The following is a 17,292-nucleotide window of genomic DNA, read 5'->3' as shown; positions in this document are numbered from 1 at the left end:
TTGAACATGATCGAGTCGCCTGCACTGATGCGCGATGCAAAGCTTCTGCCCGATACCGGTGAGCCCGGTTTCGGGATCTATGTGCATTGGCCTTTCTGCGCGGCGAAGTGTCCCTATTGCGATTTCAACAGCCATGTCCGGCATCAGCCAGTCGATCAGGAACGCTACGTCGCGGCCTTCCTGAAGGAGATCGCAACGGCCCGCCAGATGAGCGGGCCGAAGACGGTGACCAGCATCTTTCTCGGCGGCGGTACGCCCTCGCTGATGAAGCCGGAAACGGTCGACGCGATCCTTGGTGGCATCTCGCGGCATTGGCACGTTCCTGACGGTATCGAGATCACGATGGAGGCCAATCCTTCCAGCGTCGAAGCGGAACGCTTCCGCGGCTATCGCGCCGCAGGTGTCAATCGTGTCTCGCTCGGCGTGCAGGCGCTGAACGATCGCGATCTTAAATTCCTCGGTCGGCTGCATGATGTCGCCGATGCGCTGAAGGCGATCAAGCTCGCGCGCGACATCTTCCCGCGCATGTCTTTCGACCTGATCTATGCCCGCCCGAACCAGACGGTGGAAGAATGGGAGCGGGAACTCAAAGAAGCCATTTCCTACGCTGTCGACCATCTCTCGCTCTATCAGCTCACCATCGAGGAAGGCACACCGTTCTACGGTCTCCACAAGGCCGGAAAGTTGATCGTGCCTGACGGAGACCAGTCGGCGGCGCTCTACGAAGCCACGCAAGAGATCACCGAGCGCGAAGGTATGCCGGCTTATGAAGTGTCCAACCACGCCCGACCCGGCGCGGAGAGCCGCCACAACCTCACCTACTGGCGCTATGGTGACTATGCCGGCATCGGCCCCGGCGCGCATGGGCGCCTGACACGCGGGCCAGAAAAGATCGCGACTGCTACGGAACGCAAGCCGGAAGCCTGGCTGGAGCTCGTCGAACGCGACGGGCACGGCATCATCGAGCAAGAGCGTCTCGGTTTCGATGAGCAGGCCGATGAATTGCTGCTGATGGGGCTGCGTCTGAAGGAAGGCGTCGACCTTGCCCGCTGGCAGCAGCTTTCCGGCCGCGATCCCGATCCGAAACGCGAAGAGTTTTTACTGGAGCACGGCTTCATCGAGCGGATCGGCAATTCCCGCCTGCGCTGTACGCCGGCAGGCATGCTCATCCTTGATTCCGTCGTTGCGGACCTCGCCTGCTGAACCGTCAGGCGACGCGTCTCCTCCCCAGATTGACGAGCCTCCCATCGATCGCCGCAAGGCCGACCGCGATCAGGGCCATGCCGATCAGATGCTTGAGCTGCAACTGCTCGCCGAGAGCCGCCGCGCCGAGAAGAATCGCGCTGACGGGGATCAAGAAGGTCACCAGCATCAGGTTAGTGGCACCTGCAGTGGCCAGGATTCGGAAGAAGAGCACGTAGGCCACGGCAGTCGAGAGGATCGCAAGGCCTGATAGCGCCAGCCAAGTCTCGGCGGAGGGCATGGCGAGCGTCCAAGGCTGGTCGGCGACCAGGGCGATCGGCAGCATCAATACCGTCGAAGCCGTCACCTGTCCGGCGGCTGGAATGAGCGGCGCAAGGCCCATCCGGCGGAATCGCCGTCCCCAGATGCCAGCCAGCGAATAGGAGAAGGCGGCACCGAGGACCGCGAGTTGGGCAAGCACGTTCGAGCCGAGATCCTTCAAAGCGTCGAAGCCGATCATGTAGGCAACGCCGGCAAATCCGACGATCACGCCGAAGAGACGGTTTACCGTCAACTTTTCATCCGCCGTCAGCACATGGGCAACGATCACGGCGAAGAGCGGCGTCGTGGCGTTGAGGATCGACGCAAGGCCGCTCGCAATATGCGTCTGGCCCCAGACGATCAGGCAGAAGGGGATCATATTATTCAAGAGCCCATGCCGAAGAAAGCGATCCAGCTCTGCCTGTCGCGCGGCATGGCGTGGCCCATGGCACGCACGATCAGATTGAGCGCGATAGCGGCAAGCAGAACACGTCCAGTCACGATCGTGAACGGCGGCAGTGTTTTCACGAGAATGCCGTTGAAGAAGAAGGACCCGCCCCAGAGAAGCGACAAGACGATCAGCATGGCCCATTCTACGGCGCCCATGGATTTCTGCAGTGCCATGACAATCTCCTCTATCGAATTCTGCTAAAGCGTTCTTCGCGGCGCACCCACGCATATTTGCCAGAAATATCAGTTTTTATTAGTATTCCTTATCACCTGACAAACGAGCATTTCTTTTTCTATGATTGAGCTGAGCTAAACCATGAATGATCCGCTGCCCTCGCTATCGGCCCTGCGCGCCTTTGAGGCGACGGCGCGTCACCTGAGCATGACACAGGCGGCACATGAGCTGCATGTCACGCCCGGCGCTGTCAGCCTGCAGATCCGCGACCTCGAGGCTTCGCTCGGCGTCTCGCTTTTCGAGCGGCGGACCCGGCAAATTCTGCTGACCGCGGAAGGCCGCGATTATTTCGCGACGTTGCGCACCGCCTTCCAGCTCGTGCGCGAGGCAACGGCATCGCTGACCGCACGGCGGCGCGGCAATGCGCTGGCGCTCACCTGTACGGCAGGTTTTGCAACGCACTGGCTGCTGCCGCGGCTTCAGCGGTTCGAGGACATGCATCCGGACATCGATGTCCGCATCAGCGCCTCCCATCGCATGTTCGATTTCGAACGCGATGGAATCGATCTCGCCATCCGCCATGGACTTGGCGGCTACGAAGGGCTGATCAGCGAACGGCTGGTCGATGACGAGTTGGTACCGGTCTGTATACCGACAATTGCCACAGCGCTTGGCGCAGATCCTTCGCCCGACGATCTCGCCAGATATCAGCTCATCCACGACGTCTACCGCCGCGACTGGCAGCTCTGGCTGGCGGCCGCGGGCGCAACGAAAGTCGATGCCTCCCGCGGTCCGATCTTCAGCGACGGCAATGGCGCTTTCGAAGCGATGAAGTCAGGTTTCGGTGTGGCGCTGATGCGCCGCTCCTTCATCGAGAAGGAGCTTGCCGAAGGCCGGCTTGTGGCACCCTTTCCACTGGGGCTCACAAGCAAGCTTGCCTACCATCTGGTCTATCCAGGCACAGCGCTGGAGCGCCCGGCGGTCGCAGCGTTCCGGCGCTGGCTGCTTTCGGAAGCGACGGCTTAGAGCAATCCGGACGCAAGACCGCTACGCAGGTTTACTGGAATTGCTTTAATCCCGGCTGGTAGCTCCTGCCTTGAAGAGACTACCCGTCGGCGTCTTCAGGAACATCTCCAGTGGAATATGCTCCTGATGCAGGAAGCCGCTGGCCGGCAGCAAGCCGTCGCGGACCATCTCGATGACGGCAACCACCGACGCCGAGGTCGTCCAGGCGATCGCGGTGCGCCGCGCGCCGGCAATCTCGATCGGATAATAGGCGCGCACGAACTCTTTGCGACGCAGGGCACCATTGATCGTGCCTTCGGCCGCGACATGTACATAGACGACGTCATCATCGACCGGCGGCTTGGCGTTGGTCAGGATTTCACCGGCGAGCTGTCTCCTGTCGCGCATCAGAAGCTCATGGAAGAAGAAATTCATCAGCTCCATGTGGCCGGGATAACGCATCGTCTTGTAATCGAGGTTATCGACCTTGCCGAGCATGGTGTCACACATGGTGCCGAGACCGCCAGAGGTCGTGAAAGCCTCCAGCTTGACGCCACCGACATAAATCGTCTCATGCCATTCCATCGGCGAGACGAGCTTGCGCACGCCGCCCTCGATGACCTCGCAGTCATTCAGATATTCATTGACCACGCCTTCCGGCGACCAGTTGAAGGCATAACCCAGAAGTCCGGTCGGGTTCTGTGGCAGAGCGCCGACGCGCATGCGGATCGAGCGGCAGCGGTCGAAGCCATCGGCGAGGCTTGCGCCGACGATACCGACGAAACCCGGCGCCAGACCGCATTGCGGCGCCATCAGCCCGCGAGCGGTCTTGGAAAGCTCGATGATGAAATTGGTGGTCGGCACATCCTCGGTCAGATCGAAATGGTGGATGCCGGCAAGATGAGCGGCGCGGGCCAACTCGATATTCAGGTGGTAGGGCAGGCAGGACAGGACCGCCTCGACGCCCGACAGCAGCTCGCCGATGACGGAGACGTCGGTGATATCACCGGTTTGGCATTTGAAGGGCAGGTCGCCCACGGGCGGCTGCGCATCGACGCCGATAACCTCGAAGCCGCCCTCATGCAAAAGCGTTGCCGCCAGCCGCCCGACCTTGCCCAGGCCGATCACGGCAATCCGTTCAAAACTCATTAATGTCCTCCCGAGCGCCGACATTCTTCACCGACGCAATTTTCTCACGTGGAGGCTGTATAGAATAAAACGCTTATAAAAGAAAACAGCCGGGATCACTCCCGGCTGCCGGTTCATGGTGGCATGCACCGATTATTCGTTGATGAGGCGCTTCAGAAGCTCGATCTCATGCGAAAGTTTCGTGTCTCCCGATATCAGTTCCTCGATCTTGCGCACGGCGTGCAGAACCGTCGTATGGTCGCGTCCGCCAAAGCGGCGGCCGATTTCCGGGAAAGAGCGCGGCGTCAGCGTCTTCGACAGATACATGGCGATCTGGCGCGGCTTGACGATGACGCGCGTGCGGCGGTTCGAGACCAGCTCCTGGCGCGAGACGTTGTAGTGACGCGCGACGATACGCTGAATGTCCTCGATACGCACACGACGCGGTTCACCAGAACCGACGAGATGGGCCAGCAGCTCATCCACGCGCTCGATCGACAGGTTCGGCTCGAAGGAGCGGCGGAAGATCAACTGGTTGAAGGCGCCTTCCAGTTCGCGGCCGCTCGCAGTGATGTTGCGGGCGACATGCTGCAGCAGTTCGGCCGGGATTTCCAGTGACGGATCTTCCAGACGGGCCGCCGTCAGACGACGCTTCAGGATTTCGAGACGCATCTCGTAGTCCGGGGCGTCGAGCTCGATCGCCACACCGCCCTGCAGACGCGAACGGACACGCGGGTCGAGCGATTCCAGCTCCCACGGTGCGCGGTCGGCTGCGACGACGACCTGCTTGGCGCTGTCGAGCAGCATGTTCAGCAGATGGCAGAACTCATGCTGGATCATCTTACCCTGCAGGAACTGCATGTCATCAATGATCAGGAGGTCGATGTTGCGCAGCGAGTCCTTCAGCGTCAGCGCGTCATTGTCGCGGATTGCGGTCGCAAAACGCCACATGAAGTATTCGGCCGTCAGATAGACGACGCGCAGCCCACGCGGGTTCTGCACGGCGGCATTGGCGATCGCCTGCAGCAGATGGGTCTTGCCGAGGCCGACGGTCGCATGGACGAAGAGCGGGTTGAAGCGCACGGCGCCCTGACCTGCTTCCGCAATAGTCTTGGCGGCGGCGAGCGCCACACGGTTGGAGCTGCCCTCGACGAAGGTGTCGAAAGTGAAGCGGGAATCCAGCGGCGAGCCAAAAAGAGGCGAACCGACACTTGCCGGGCGCGCCGCAGCGGCGGCCGAAACAGCCTGCTGGACGATCTGCCCCGCCGGCTGGGCCGAAGCCGGGCGGCGAAGCTGGGTGGGCTGGGTGACCGGCTCGACGGAGACTGCATCGTCCAGCGCCTTCGTACCGGCGCGGGTTGCCGTGCGCACAAGGATCTCGACTTTCAGGATTTCGGGATCTTCAGCCTGGAACAGACCAACAATGAGATCGAGATACCGGTTGTTGATCCACGACTTCAGAAAGGTCGTGGGAACGGTGAGACGGACGACACTCTTGGAAACCGAATGAAGCTTGAGCCGCGCAAACCAACTTGCGTAGACGTCAGGACCGACTTGTGCCTTCAGACGCGCGCTGACGCGTTCGAAGAGAACGCCATGCTTCATCTCACCCTTTTCTTCCGTTGCGCTCAGGTGAATGGAACCGAAAGACTGCGGTGCAGCTTCCCCGTTATCCAGCGCACCCGTCGTCATCGAATTCATCTGCATAATGCCGCCTTTCATTTCCTCGGGCGGTCATTCGTTGACAGCCGCCCGATCATTCCCCGCTTTGACACAGCCGACGACACCCTCATGAGCCGCCCGCATGCCGGTTCACTCAAACACTGTCCCATTTCTGAGACCGACACAGAAACCCTTCAGTGGCCGCGGTCATGCGACAACCGTCACAAACGCTCTATGTCAGGCTGGCGGCCGATCCTCGTTTTTCGCCCGCAAGCCCGAACGCAATGTTACACCGTCCCCTGCCCCTTCTCCCGGCCTCGCGTAATACGTGTGGCTTCGGAGAGCACAAAACGTCCCCGTCCCGTGACAGCCACGTCACGGTACAATGCCGTCGAGTGCGTGAGAAAACGGAAGCTTTACGCTCCGCCGCAAGTGACACAGAACCATCGTCCTGCCGACGTGGCAGTTTGGACTGACTTCTGCAGGTGATGTCCGCGCCCTTTGCTGGACGCCATTTAGGCAGGATCAAAAGGCAAGATCAACGATGAATTTTACGCAAAATTAAGAAGCGGCCATTGACTCCGGCGGCCCCTTTAGGGCGTCACACCAACGTCAAAAAAGAATCGCTTTTGAATCAAGGAGATTCCCCAACTGGGCTATTTTGGACACGCATAAAAAGAAAAAAGAAAAAATCTTCTTGACTCATTTGATGCCGCGGGTTGCGTGACCAGAGTCGCAACCTTTAAAAAGATCCTTGCGTAACTTATTGTTTTTAAACGATTTTTCCTGTCATGCCCCTGACACGAAATCGTCGCCGGATTAACCATATCCGTGGCAGGCAGCGGAATCGAAAAAGCCCGGTAAAATTACCGGGCTAATCATAACGAGCAATTCGTTAATGAGATATTTAGGCGTTCGCAGAAGCCGAAAGAGCCTTCACACGAGCAGCGAGGCGCGAGACCTTGCGGGAAGCCGTGTTGGCGTGCAGGACGCCCTTGCTTGCGGCGCGTGCCAGCTCGGGCTCGGCTGCGAGGAAGGCTTCCTTTGCCTTGGCGGCATCACCAGCGGCGAGTGCCTCTTCGACCTGGCGAACGTAGGTGCGAACGCGCGAACGGCGAGCCTTGTTGACTGCGGTACGGCGAGCGATCTTGCGGGTCGCCTTTTTCGCCGAAGTTGTATTGGCCATGGATGCCTCTCTCAAGAATTCGAACAAAACTCCGCCATTGCCGCGCCGGCCCTGCGGCCACTCAAATTCAGCAATACGGGAGCATTAGTGGAAAACCTGAGCGGCTTTCCGAACCGTGGGCGGGCATATAACGCTAAAGCCGACCCACGTCAACGCGCATTTTCAAGGAAAGGCCCGTTTCCCTGCGCCGCCCGCTCACCTGTTCTTGAAGGCGGGTTTGCGCTTCTCGATGAAGGCGGCCATGCCCTCTTTCTGATCCTCGGTCGCAAAGAGGCTCTGGAAGAGGCGGCGCTCGAAACGCAGGCCCTCTTCCAACGTCGTTTCGAAGGCGCGGCTGACCGCCTCCTTCGCCATCAGTACCGAGGGACGCGACAGCAATGCGATCCTTGCAGCAGCCTCCAACGCCTCATCCAGCAGACCTTCGGGTGCCACCACACGCGAAACGAGTCCCGAGCGTTCGGCTTCCGCCGCATCCATCATCCGGCCGGTCAGAATAAGGTCCATCGCCTTGGCCTTGCCGACCGCTCTCGTCAGGCGCTGCGAGCCGCCGATACCGGGAATGACACCGAGGGTGATCTCCGGCTGTCCGAACTTCGCCGTCTCCGAGGCAATGATGAAGTCGCAGAGCATGGCGAGTTCGCATCCGCCGCCGAGCGCAAAACCGCTGACAGCGGCGATGATCGGCTTGCGGGCCTTGGCGATCTCGTCCCAGCCGCTGATAAAATCGCTCTTGTAGACTTCGGCAAAATCGAGCGGCTGCATTTCCTTGATGTCGGCGCCGGCGGCAAAGGCGCGCTCGGAACCGGTCAGCACGATTGCACCGATCGCCTCGTCTTCATGAAAGGCCGCATAGGCAAGCTTCAATTCCTTGAGCACGGTCGAATTCAGCGCGTTCAGCGCCTTGGGCCGGTTCAGTGTGATGAGGCCGACATTCCCTCGGGTTTCGACAAGAAGTGTTTCATAGGCCATGGCGCTCTCCTATTTCTGGCAGGTGGCGCAATAGAAGGTGGAGCGGCCAGCCTGCACGATGCGCGAGACCGTATCGCCACAGCCCGGCGTGCGGCAAGTTAGACCTTCGCGGTCATAGACGGAAAAGGAATGCTGGAAATAGCCGAGCGAACCATCCGTCTGGATATGGTCGCGCAAAGACGATCCGCCGGCAGCGATCGCATCGGCGATGACATCGCGGATGGAGCTGACCAGCAGGTTCAGCGGCTCCTTCGGCTTACCCGCCTTGTTCACCAGCGTGCCGGCTGCGCGCGTCGGCAACAGATGCGACCGCCAGAGCGCCTCGCAGACATATATATTGCCGAGCCCGGCGATGTTTTTCTGATCTAGGAGTGCGCTCTTCAGCGGCTGAGCCTTGCCCTCGAAACGTTCGGCCAGGTAGCCGGCTGACAATTCGTTGCCTGTCGGTTCCGGGCCAAGGCCGAACAGGAAGGGATTCGCATCGAGCTCGGAACGGTTGGCAATATCCATGAAGCCGAAGCGGCGCGGGTCATTGTAGATAACGCGGCGCGGGCCGCCCTCGCCGTCCAGATGGAAGATGGCGTGATCGTGCTTCTCGTCTTTGGAGCGCTCGTGCTGAAAATTGCCCGGCGTGGCAGTCAGCGGCCCCTGCTCGATCCGGAAGGAGCCGGACATGCCGAGATGGGAAATGATCGTCTTGCCACTGTCGAGATCAATGAGCAGGTACTTGGCACGCCGTCCGAGGCCGAGGATCTTCCGGCCGGATACCTGTTGCTCAAAACCCTGCGGAAAGGGAAACCGCAGATCGCCGCGGCGCAATTCCAGCCTCTCAATGCGCGCGCCCTCCATTGCCGGCGTCAGTCCGCGCTTCACCGTTTCTACTTCTGGCAATTCCGGCATCTTAACCCATCTATATCTAACGTGTTTCAACCGCCCGCGATGTGCGCTATAGCGCCAACGTGCCGCGGGCGGATTGTGGCCCACAGATAGCGCCGCGCCCTCGCTTTCGCTATGGTCGCCGCGTCGAATTCTTGATGTGAACGGAGTAGCTTGATGTCAGACAGCCGGACCTCCGCCGATGGCGGCATGGAAACGTCCTACGGCTTCCGCGAGGTGCCGACCGGTGAAAAGCAAGGCCTCGTCAACGAGGTCTTCCACAAGGTCGCCAAGCGCTACGACATCATGAACGACGTCATGTCCATGGGCATGCACCGTGTCTGGAAAGATGCGATGATTGCGGCACTGAATCCGCGCAAGGAGCCGGGTTACAAAGTGCTCGACGTTGCCGGCGGCACCGGCGATATCGCCTTCCGCATCGTCGAGGCCTCGAACCGTCAGGCGCACGCGACCGTGCTCGACATCAACGGCTCGATGCTCGGCGTCGGTGCGGAGCGGGCGGCAAAGAAGAAGCTTTCGGACAATCTCACCTTCGTGGAAGCCAATGCCGAGGACCTTCCTTTCGAGGCAAACAGCTTCGATGCCTATACGATCGCCTTCGGCATCCGCAACGTGCCGCGGATCGAGGTGGCGCTCTCGGAAGCCTATCGCGTGCTGAAGCGCGGGGGACGGCTGCTTGTGCTGGAATTTTCGGAAGTGGACCTGCCGGTTCTCGACAAGGTTTATGAGGCCTGGTCCTTCAACGCCATCCCGAAATTCGGCAAGGCGATCACCGGCGACGCCGAGCCTTACCAGTATCTTGTGGAATCGATCCGCAAGTTCCCGAACCAGGAGAATTTCGCGGCGATGATCCGCACGGCCGGCTTCTCGCGCGTGACCTACACCAATTATACCGGCGGCATCGCTGCGCTGCATTCCGGCTGGAAGCTCTGATCCGCATGAGTGCTTTCGGAGCATATTTCAGGCTCGCAAGGGTCGGCTGGATTTTGGTGCGCGAAGGCGTCATCTCGGCCCTGCCTTCGGAGGGTCTGCCGCCATCGATCAGCCTGGCGAAATCCTTCGTCGGCATGTTCGCCCGCAATCGAAGCAAATCCCAGAAGCGCAGTGACCGGCTGGCTAAAGCCGTTGAACGGCTGGGGCCGTCCTATGTGAAGATCGGCCAGTTCCTCGCGACGCGTCCCGATGTCGTCGGCGTCGAATTTGCCGACGACTTGTCGCAATTGCAGGACCGGATGGCTTTTTTCCCCGCGGCTGCCGCCAAGGCGAATATCGAGGGCTCGCTCGGACGTCCGATCACAGATCTCTATGCGAGCTTCGGCGATCCGATTGCCGCAGCCTCTATCGCCCAGGTACATGCTGCCGAGGTCAACACGCCGGCAGGACCTAAAAAGGTCGCCGTCAAAGTCGTGCGGCCGGGTGTCAGGGCGCGGTTTGCCCATGACATCGAAGCGATGTACCTCGTTGCCCATATGCAGGAACGCTTCATGCCAGCCAGCCGGCGCCTGCGGCCGGTCGAAGTGACGAAGACGCTGGAGCAGACCACCAAGGTGGAGATGGACCTGCGCCTGGAAGCAGCCGCACTTTCGGAGATTGCCGAGAATACCGAGAAGGATCCCGGCTTCCGCGTGCCGAAGGTGGACTGGGAGCGCACGGGCCGCGACGTCATCACCATGGAGTGGATCGACGGCGTCAAGATGTCCGATGTCGAAGGGTTGCGCGCCGCCGGCCACGATCTCAACGAGCTTGCCGATACGCTGATCCAGTCTTTCCTGCGTCATACGCTGCGCGACGGCTTCTTCCATGCCGACATGCATCCGGGCAATCTCTTCGTCGATGACGGCGGCATGATCGTCGCCGTCGACATGGGTATCGTCGGGCGCCTCGGAAAGAAGGAGCGCCGTTTCCTTGCCGAGATCCTCTACGGCTTCATTACCCGCGATTACATCCGGGTGGCCGAAGTGCATTTCGAGGCAGGCTATGTGCCCGGCCACCACAATATCGAGAGCTTTGCCCAGGCGATCCGGGCGATCGGCGAGCCGATCCACGGCCAGCCGGCCGAGACGATCTCCATGGGCAAGCTCTTAACGCTGCTCTTCGAGGTGACCGAACTCTTCGACATGCAGACGCGACCCGAGCTCGTGATGCTGCAGAAGACGATGGTTGTCGTCGAAGGCGTCTCGCGCATGCTCAATCCGCGCTTCAACATGTGGAAGGCATCTGAGCCGGTCGTCGGCGACTGGATCAAGAACAATCTCGGCCCGAAGCGCATCGTCACCGATCTCAAGGATGGACTGAAGGCAGCCGTAAAGCTTGCCGAAGCAGCACCTGAAATTGCCGCCCAGACGGAGAAATTCCACCATCAGCTTCTGCATATGAGCGAGCACGGGCTGCGCTTCGACGAGCAGACGGCTGAGGCCATCGGCAAAGCGGAAGCGCGCCATAACCGCTCCGCCAAGATAGCCCTCTGGATCATTGCGCTCACGCTTCTCTATATTGCCTGGGTAATGAGCTGACAGGAAGCAATAAAAGCATGATGTGTTCGGCATTTGGGATATCCCGCCAGATGTGAGGCTCGCTTAGTCTCGCCTCCATGGAGATGAGAACATGAAGCACGAACGCCCCGGAATCGAACTGAGCGGCCAGCCCTTCAGCTTTGCCGAGATGATGAGGATTGGCTCCGGCAAGGTTGCACTTTCAGCATCGGCGATCGGCATGCAGCGGGTGAAGATCGCGCGTTCGATCGTCGAAGATGCCATCGAATCCGGCATGCCGGTCTATGGTGCGACCACCGGTGTCGGTGCCATGAAGGATGTCGAATGGTCACCGGAGGATCTCGACGCCTTCAATCTCGGGCTCGTACGCGCCCATCACTTCGGCACCGGCACGCCCTTTTCCTGCAATGTCGTGCGCAATGCCATGGCGATGCGCGTCAATACGGCGCTGACGGGCCAGGTCGGTTGCACGCCTGAGTTGATCGAAGCTTATATACGAATGCTCTCGGCCGACCTCATTCCGGTCGTGCGCCGCACCGGTTCCATCGGCTGCGCCGATATCGGCCTCATGGGCCAGATCGGCGCAGTGCTGACCGGTGTCGGGGAAGCGATCTATCGCGGCAACCGCATGCAGGCGGCAGAAGCCTTCCGGGCAGCCGGCATGGCGCCGGTCAAGATGGCGCCGCGTGACAGCCTCGCCTCGCTCAGCGTCAATGCCGTCAGCTTCGCGGCAGCAGCCGAGACGACACGCAATGCTGCGGCCTCGATCCGCGTGCTGCTGGCAACCGGCATGATGGCTTCCGGTGCGCTCGGCGCATCGCGCGATCCCTGGCGGGCCGTGCGCCATGTCGGCACGGCGCGGGAGGCGCTGATCGGCGCCTGGCTTTGCAACGCCTCAGACGAATGGGAATGGCCGGTCGCCACCCACGTGCAGGACGCGCTGAGCCTGCGCATGATCGCCCAGGTTTTTGGTGCTGTTATCGAAAACCTGCTTTCGACCGGCCATAAGATCCTTGCCGCCACTGGCCGCTCCGACGACAATCCCGTCGTCGTGGAAGGACGGGTGATGACCTCAGGCGGCTCCTTGCCGCTCGATGTGACGATCCTCCTGGAATCGGCAGCGCTCTGCATGGCGCATGCGGCGCGTAACGCCTTCAACCGCTGCGTCCTGCTCGGCAACGGCCAGCGGCGCGACCTGCCGGTCAATCTTGTGCCGCCGGGTCGTATCGCCACCGGTTTCGGGCCGATCATCAAGCTTGCCGGCGAAATCTTCTCGCGCGTGCTTTCCATGTCGAACCCGGTTTCCGCGCAATCCCTCGTCGTTGCAGCCGGCCTTGAGGACGAGGCAGCCTTCCTGCCGCTCGTCATCGAACGTTTCGACCGGCAGATGCGGGCGCTGAAGCGTCTGGCGGCGCTGGAGGCCCTGCTTTCGGCACAAGCGATCGATATTATCGGCGACACGCCGAAGGGTGTGGCCGGCATGCTCTACGCGGTCGTGCGCAAACATGCGGCCTTCTATACGGTCGACCGGCCGCTTTCGGCCGAGGTGGAAGCGATCGAGAAAGAGCTCGGCTCGGATGAATTCATCTCGAAGCTGATCGAGCAGGTGCCGATTGCTTCCTTCGATGATTTCTTCGCGCTCGGTTCGCTCGAGCGCATCGAGGAACGGCTGACGCGAGAACCGGCCATCATCTGAATAAAGACCTATCGAGGGAGACGCGGCATGGATTTCGATCTCGTTCTGCAGGGCACGGTGGTGCTGCCGGAGCGTATTCTCGAAGGTGGCTATGTGGCCGTTCGCGAGGGAAAGATCGCAGAAGTCGGTATCGGCGTGCCGCCGGCAGCCAGGGAAAGGCATCTGCTTGGCAAGGCGCTGATCCTGCCGGGTGCCATCGACGCGCAGGTCCATTCGCTCTCCCAGAAGGGTCAGGAGGATTTCATCTGGTCGACTCGCTCGGCGGCTGCGGGCGGTGTGACCACCATCGTCGACATGCCCTATGACGAGGGAAATCTCGTCTGCTCGGCTGAGGCGGTGAAGAAGAAGGTCGATCACGCCGGCCCGCAGGCGCGGGTCGATTTTGCGCTCTACGGCACCGTCGATCCCGAGGAAGGGGCTGCCCGCATTGCCGAGATGGTGGAAGCGGGTGTTGCCGCCTTCAAGTTTTCAACCTTCGGCACCGATCCCAAACGCTTCCCGCGCATCCCACCGGCCCTGCTCGACGCCTGTTTTGCGGCGATTGCGCCAACCGGGCTGACGGCCGGCGTGCACAATGAGGATGACGAGGCGGTCCGCACCTATATGGAGCAGGTGAAGGCAAGCGGCATTACCGACTGGCGCGCGCATGGCCTGTCGCGCCCGCCGATCACCGAACTGCTTGCCATGCACACGATCTTTGAGACTGGCGCCAATACCGGCTGCCCATCCCATGTCGTGCATTGCTCGCTCGGGCGGGGTTATGACATCGCCCGAGCCTATCGCCGCGACGGTTTTGAGGCGACGGTCGAATGCTGCATTCACTACCTTACACTTGACGAGGAAAACGATGTGAAGCGCCTCGGCGGCAAGGCGAAGATCAATCCGCCGGTGCGTCCGCGCGCCGAGGTCGAAACCCTGTGGCGCAAGCTTGCCGAAGGCAATGTCTGGCTGGTCTCGACCGACCATGTGAGCTGGTCGGAAAACCGCAAGACCAATCCGGACATGCTGGCGAATGCATCGGGTGTTCCGGGTCTGGAGGTCATGGTGCCGCTCTTCATCAAGGGCGCCCTGGAACGCGGCATTCCCTTGACTTGGGCGGCGAAGCTAATGGCCGAGAACCCAGCGAAGCATTTCCGTCTCGACCACATCAAGGGCGCGCTGACATCGGGCAAGGATGCTGACATCGTCGTGCTGGAACCCAAGGAAACGATCTATGATGCATCGGCCAGCGGCAACAATGTCGTCGGCTGGAGCCCCTATAACGACATGCGCCTGCCGTGGACGGTCTCGGCAGCCTGGCTGCGCGGGCAAATGATCACCGAAGGTTCGAAGGTCCTGGCGGAGCCTGGTGCCGGCCGCTTCGTGCGCCCGCTGCCGCGACAGGTGCTGGCATGAGCCGCAACCTGCCCGTCAATCCCGGCCGGATCGCCGAGGATATCGAAGCCCTTTCCACCATCACCGAGCCGGGGCATCCCTGGACGCGACGGGCTTTTTCTCCGCTCTTTCTCGAAGGCCGCGCCTATCTCGAGGCACGCATGCGGGCGATCGGCCTGGATACCCGCATCGATGCCTCCGGCAACCTGATCGGCCGGCGGGAAGGCTTAAAACCCGGCTCCGGCGTCCTCATGCTCGGCTCGCATTCCGACACCGTGCCGGATGGCGGACGTTTTGACGGCATTGCCGGCGTTGCTGCAGCGTTGGAGGTGGCGCGGGCGCTGCGGGAAAAGGAAATACGCCTCGACCATGATCTGGAGATCGTCGACTTCCTGGCCGAGGAAGTCAGCATTTTCGGGGTCTCCTGCATCGGCAGCCGCGGCATGACGGGGCAATTGCCTCAGGCGTGGCTTTCCCGCACGGTGGAGGGGCGTGATCTTGCCGAAGCGATTGCCGAGGTCGGTGGGTCGCCGGGCATACTGACCCACGAGAACAAGCCCGATATTGCCGGGTTTCTCGAACTGCACATCGAGCAAGGCCCCGTCCTTGAGACCGAACACCAGGATATCGGCATCGTCACGGCGATATCAGGCATTACCCGCATCGAAATCACCGTCGAGGGTCGTGCTGATCATGCCGGCACGACGCCGATGGAATCGCGCGCCGATGCATTGGTTGCCGCTTCGCAGCTCGTCCTCGATATCCGCAATGCCGCCAGCGAACTTGCCAGGACACCCGGTCATTTTGCGGCAACCGTCGGTGAATTTCGCATCGAGCCGAATGCCGCCAACGTCGTTCCTTCCCGCGTCGTATTGCTGATCGATGGACGGGCCGAAATCCGCGCCGACATGGAGGCCTTCTGCCACTGGCTGGACGGCCATACGCAAAAGCTTGCTTTGGCCTTCGGCGTGACGATCGCGCCCCCCAACCGCATCTCCGACAATCTCCCGACACCTGCTGATAAGGGCCTGCTTTCCACGCTGGAGCGCGCCTGTGAGACGGTCGGCGCCAAACACCGCTTCATGGCATCAGGCGCCGGCCACGATACGGCCTGGATCGCCCGCATGGCGCCGGCTGCGATGATCTTCGTGCCCTGCAGGGAAGGCCGCAGCCATTCGCCGGATGAATGGGCTGAAAATGACGACATAGCACTCGGCGCCGCGGTGCTTTTCGAAGCGGTGCGCGAGATGGATCGGAACTTGATCAGGGAGAAGGGCGATGGGACGCATATTGGTTGAGAAGGACGTGGAAGCTGCCGTCAAGGGCGGTTCCGTCTATGCCGCCGGCGGTGGCGGCTGGGCCGATCACGGCCGGATGCTCGGCTATGCCGCCGTCAACATCGGCAAGCCTGAGCTCGTCTCCATCGAAGAACTTGGCGATAGCGACTGGGTCGCGACGGCGGCAGCAATCGGTGCGCCGGCCTCCACCACGCCCTGGGAAATGCAGGGTATCGATTATGTGAAAGCCGTGCAGCTTCTGCAGGAGGCGCTCGGCGAAAAGCTCTCCGGCCTCATCATCGGCCAGAACGGCAAGTCCTCGACGCTGAACGGCTGGCTGCCTTCGGCCATCCTCGGCACCAAGGTCGTCGATGCGGTCGGCGATATCCGCGCGCATCCGACCGGCGACATGGGGTCGATCGGCATGGCGGGTTCGCCGGAGCAGATGATCCAAACGGCCGTCGGCGGCAATCGATCCGAAAGCCGTTACATCGAGTTGGTCGTCAAGGGTGCGACTGCGAAAATCTCGCCGGTGCTGCGCGCGGCCGCTGATCAGTCGGGTGGCTTCATCGCCAGCTGCCGCAATCCGCTGCGAGCTTCCTATGTCCGCAAGAATGCGGCGCTTGGCGGCATCTCGATGGCGCTGAAGCTCGGCGAAGCGATCATCGAGGCTGAAAAACGCGGCGGATCGGCTGTTATCGACGCGATCTGCAAGACGACGGGCGGCCATATCCTGGCTGAGGGTACGATCACCAGGAAGGATGTGGTCTACACGAAGGAAGCCTTCGATATCGGCACGATCACAGTCGGTGCCGGCGACAAGGCCGTGACCCTGCATGTGATGAACGAATATATGGCTGTCGATGATGCCGGCGGCACGCGTGTCGCAACCTTCCCGGCCGTCATTACCACGCTCTCCGAGGAAGGCGAACCGCTCTCCGTCGGCCAGCTCAAGGGCGGCATGCATGTCTTCATTCTACACGTGCCGAAGGACATCATTCCGCTCTCGGCCAGCGTGCTCGACCCGACCGTCTATCCGTCCGTCGAAAAGGCGATGGGCATCGAGATCGCGCGCTATGCATTGGAGACGAGGGCCTGAGGCATGGCACGCGATCCCGGCCTGGAAGAACTGATGCGCGAGGAGCTCGGCGATCGGCCGGGGCTGACCGAAAAATCCATGTTCGGCGGCTGGGCCTTCATGCTTAACGGCAACCTGCTCTGCTGCGCACGCCAGGACGGCATGCTTCTCCGTCTCGGCAAGGGCAATGACGGCTGGGCGCTCGCTCTGCCCGGCGTGATCCAGATGCTGTCAGGCGAGCGGATCATGCATGGCTGGGTGCGCGCCAATGCCGATGTCTATGGCGACGATGCCATGAGACGGCGTCTCATCGATGCGGCACTCGCTTATGTGGAACCGATGCCAGCTAAGTGAAATTGCCGGTGCTGTATGCGCCGACGACGAAAAACGAGGAACCCAA

Annotated in this window: 14 protein-coding genes and 1 pseudogene; 9 read left to right on the top strand and 6 right to left on the bottom strand. The window is 61.2% G+C overall.

Going from position 1 to position 17,292, the window contains the following annotated elements; translation table 11 throughout:
• Positions 1–1,203: a radical SAM family heme chaperone HemW gene (hemW, locus tag FHT87_RS10050; RefSeq protein ID WP_183727893.1), complete on the top strand. Its 1,203-nt coding sequence runs from the start codon at positions 1–3 to the stop codon at positions 1,201–1,203.
• A 4-nt stretch (positions 1,204–1,207) separates the two neighbouring features.
• On the opposite strand, the pseudogene FHT87_RS10045 reads toward hemW, so the two are convergent.
• Positions 1,208–2,127: pseudogene (locus FHT87_RS10045) on the bottom strand (DMT family transporter).
• A gap of 142 nt (positions 2,128–2,269) precedes the next feature.
• Between FHT87_RS10045 and gcvA the strand changes: the two are divergent.
• Positions 2,270–3,154 (top strand): transcriptional regulator GcvA, encoded by an 885-nt coding sequence (gene gcvA, locus FHT87_RS10040; RefSeq protein WP_183727891.1) that lies wholly within the window; start codon positions 2,270–2,272, stop codon positions 3,152–3,154.
• A gap of 45 nt (positions 3,155–3,199) precedes the next feature.
• Here the strand turns inward: gcvA and FHT87_RS10035 are convergent, their stop codons facing one another.
• From FHT87_RS10035 to mutM, 5 genes are all read right to left on the bottom strand, one after another.
• On the bottom strand, positions 3,200–4,282 hold the full coding sequence (locus FHT87_RS10035) for a saccharopine dehydrogenase C-terminal domain-containing protein (protein WP_183727889.1): 1,083 nt from the start codon (positions 4,280–4,282) through the stop codon (positions 3,200–3,202).
• Between the two features lie 132 nt (positions 4,283–4,414).
• On the bottom strand, positions 4,415–5,968 hold the full coding sequence (gene dnaA / locus FHT87_RS10030) for a chromosomal replication initiator protein DnaA (RefSeq protein WP_183727887.1): 1,554 nt from the start codon (positions 5,966–5,968) through the stop codon (positions 4,415–4,417).
• Positions 5,969–6,830: 862 nt separating this feature from the next.
• A complete protein-coding gene (gene rpsT / locus FHT87_RS10025) occupies positions 6,831–7,109 on the bottom strand; it encodes a 30S ribosomal protein S20 (protein WP_183727885.1) in 279 nt (92 codons plus the stop codon).
• Between the two features lie 195 nt (positions 7,110–7,304).
• Positions 7,305–8,078 carry an enoyl-CoA hydratase gene (locus FHT87_RS10020; protein ID WP_183727883.1) on the bottom strand — a complete coding sequence of 258 codons (774 nt, stop codon included), beginning with the start codon at positions 8,076–8,078 and terminating at the stop codon, positions 7,305–7,307.
• A 9-nt stretch (positions 8,079–8,087) separates the two neighbouring features.
• Positions 8,088–8,978, bottom strand: coding sequence for a bifunctional DNA-formamidopyrimidine glycosylase/DNA-(apurinic or apyrimidinic site) lyase (gene mutM / locus FHT87_RS10015; protein ID WP_183727880.1), 891 nt, complete (start codon positions 8,976–8,978; stop codon positions 8,088–8,090).
• 153 nt (positions 8,979–9,131) lie between these two features.
• Here mutM and ubiE point away from each other — a divergent pair, with 153 nt between their 5' ends.
• From ubiE to FHT87_RS09980, 7 genes are all read left to right on the top strand, one after another.
• Positions 9,132–9,908, top strand: coding sequence for a bifunctional demethylmenaquinone methyltransferase/2-methoxy-6-polyprenyl-1,4-benzoquinol methylase UbiE (gene ubiE, locus FHT87_RS10010; protein WP_183727878.1), 777 nt, complete (start codon positions 9,132–9,134; stop codon positions 9,906–9,908).
• A 5-nt stretch (positions 9,909–9,913) separates the two neighbouring features.
• Positions 9,914–11,488, top strand: coding sequence for a 2-polyprenylphenol 6-hydroxylase (ubiB, locus tag FHT87_RS10005; protein ID WP_183727876.1), 1,575 nt, complete (start codon positions 9,914–9,916; stop codon positions 11,486–11,488).
• A 91-nt stretch (positions 11,489–11,579) separates the two neighbouring features.
• Positions 11,580–13,163: an aromatic amino acid lyase gene (locus tag FHT87_RS10000; RefSeq protein WP_183727874.1), complete on the top strand. Its 1,584-nt coding sequence runs from the start codon at positions 11,580–11,582 to the stop codon at positions 13,161–13,163.
• A gap of 27 nt (positions 13,164–13,190) precedes the next feature.
• The gene (locus FHT87_RS09995) at positions 13,191–14,558 is read left to right on the top strand and encodes an amidohydrolase family protein (protein WP_183727872.1); all 1,368 of its coding nucleotides are present in this window, start codon (positions 13,191–13,193) and stop codon (positions 14,556–14,558) included.
• Positions 14,555–15,835, top strand: coding sequence for a Zn-dependent hydrolase (locus tag FHT87_RS09990; protein ID WP_183727870.1), 1,281 nt, complete (start codon positions 14,555–14,557; stop codon positions 15,833–15,835). Before FHT87_RS09995 ends, FHT87_RS09990 begins: the two co-directional genes overlap by 4 nt.
• Positions 15,816–16,913, top strand: a complete 1,098-nt coding sequence (locus tag FHT87_RS09985; protein WP_183727868.1) for a DUF917 domain-containing protein — start codon at positions 15,816–15,818, stop codon at positions 16,911–16,913. Before FHT87_RS09990 ends, FHT87_RS09985 begins: the two co-directional genes overlap by 20 nt.
• Positions 16,914–16,916: 3 nt before the next feature.
• A complete protein-coding gene (locus tag FHT87_RS09980) occupies positions 16,917–17,246 on the top strand; it encodes a TfoX/Sxy family protein (protein WP_183727866.1) in 330 nt (109 codons plus the stop codon).
• The last annotated feature ends 46 nt before the right edge of the window (positions 17,247–17,292 follow it).

Source organism: Rhizobium sp. BK316 (assembly GCF_014193695.1).
Lineage (GTDB): Bacteria > Pseudomonadota > Alphaproteobacteria > Rhizobiales > Rhizobiaceae > Rhizobium.
The sequence above is the reverse complement of the archived record's forward strand: the minus strand, read 5'-3'. Positions and strand labels throughout refer to the sequence as shown.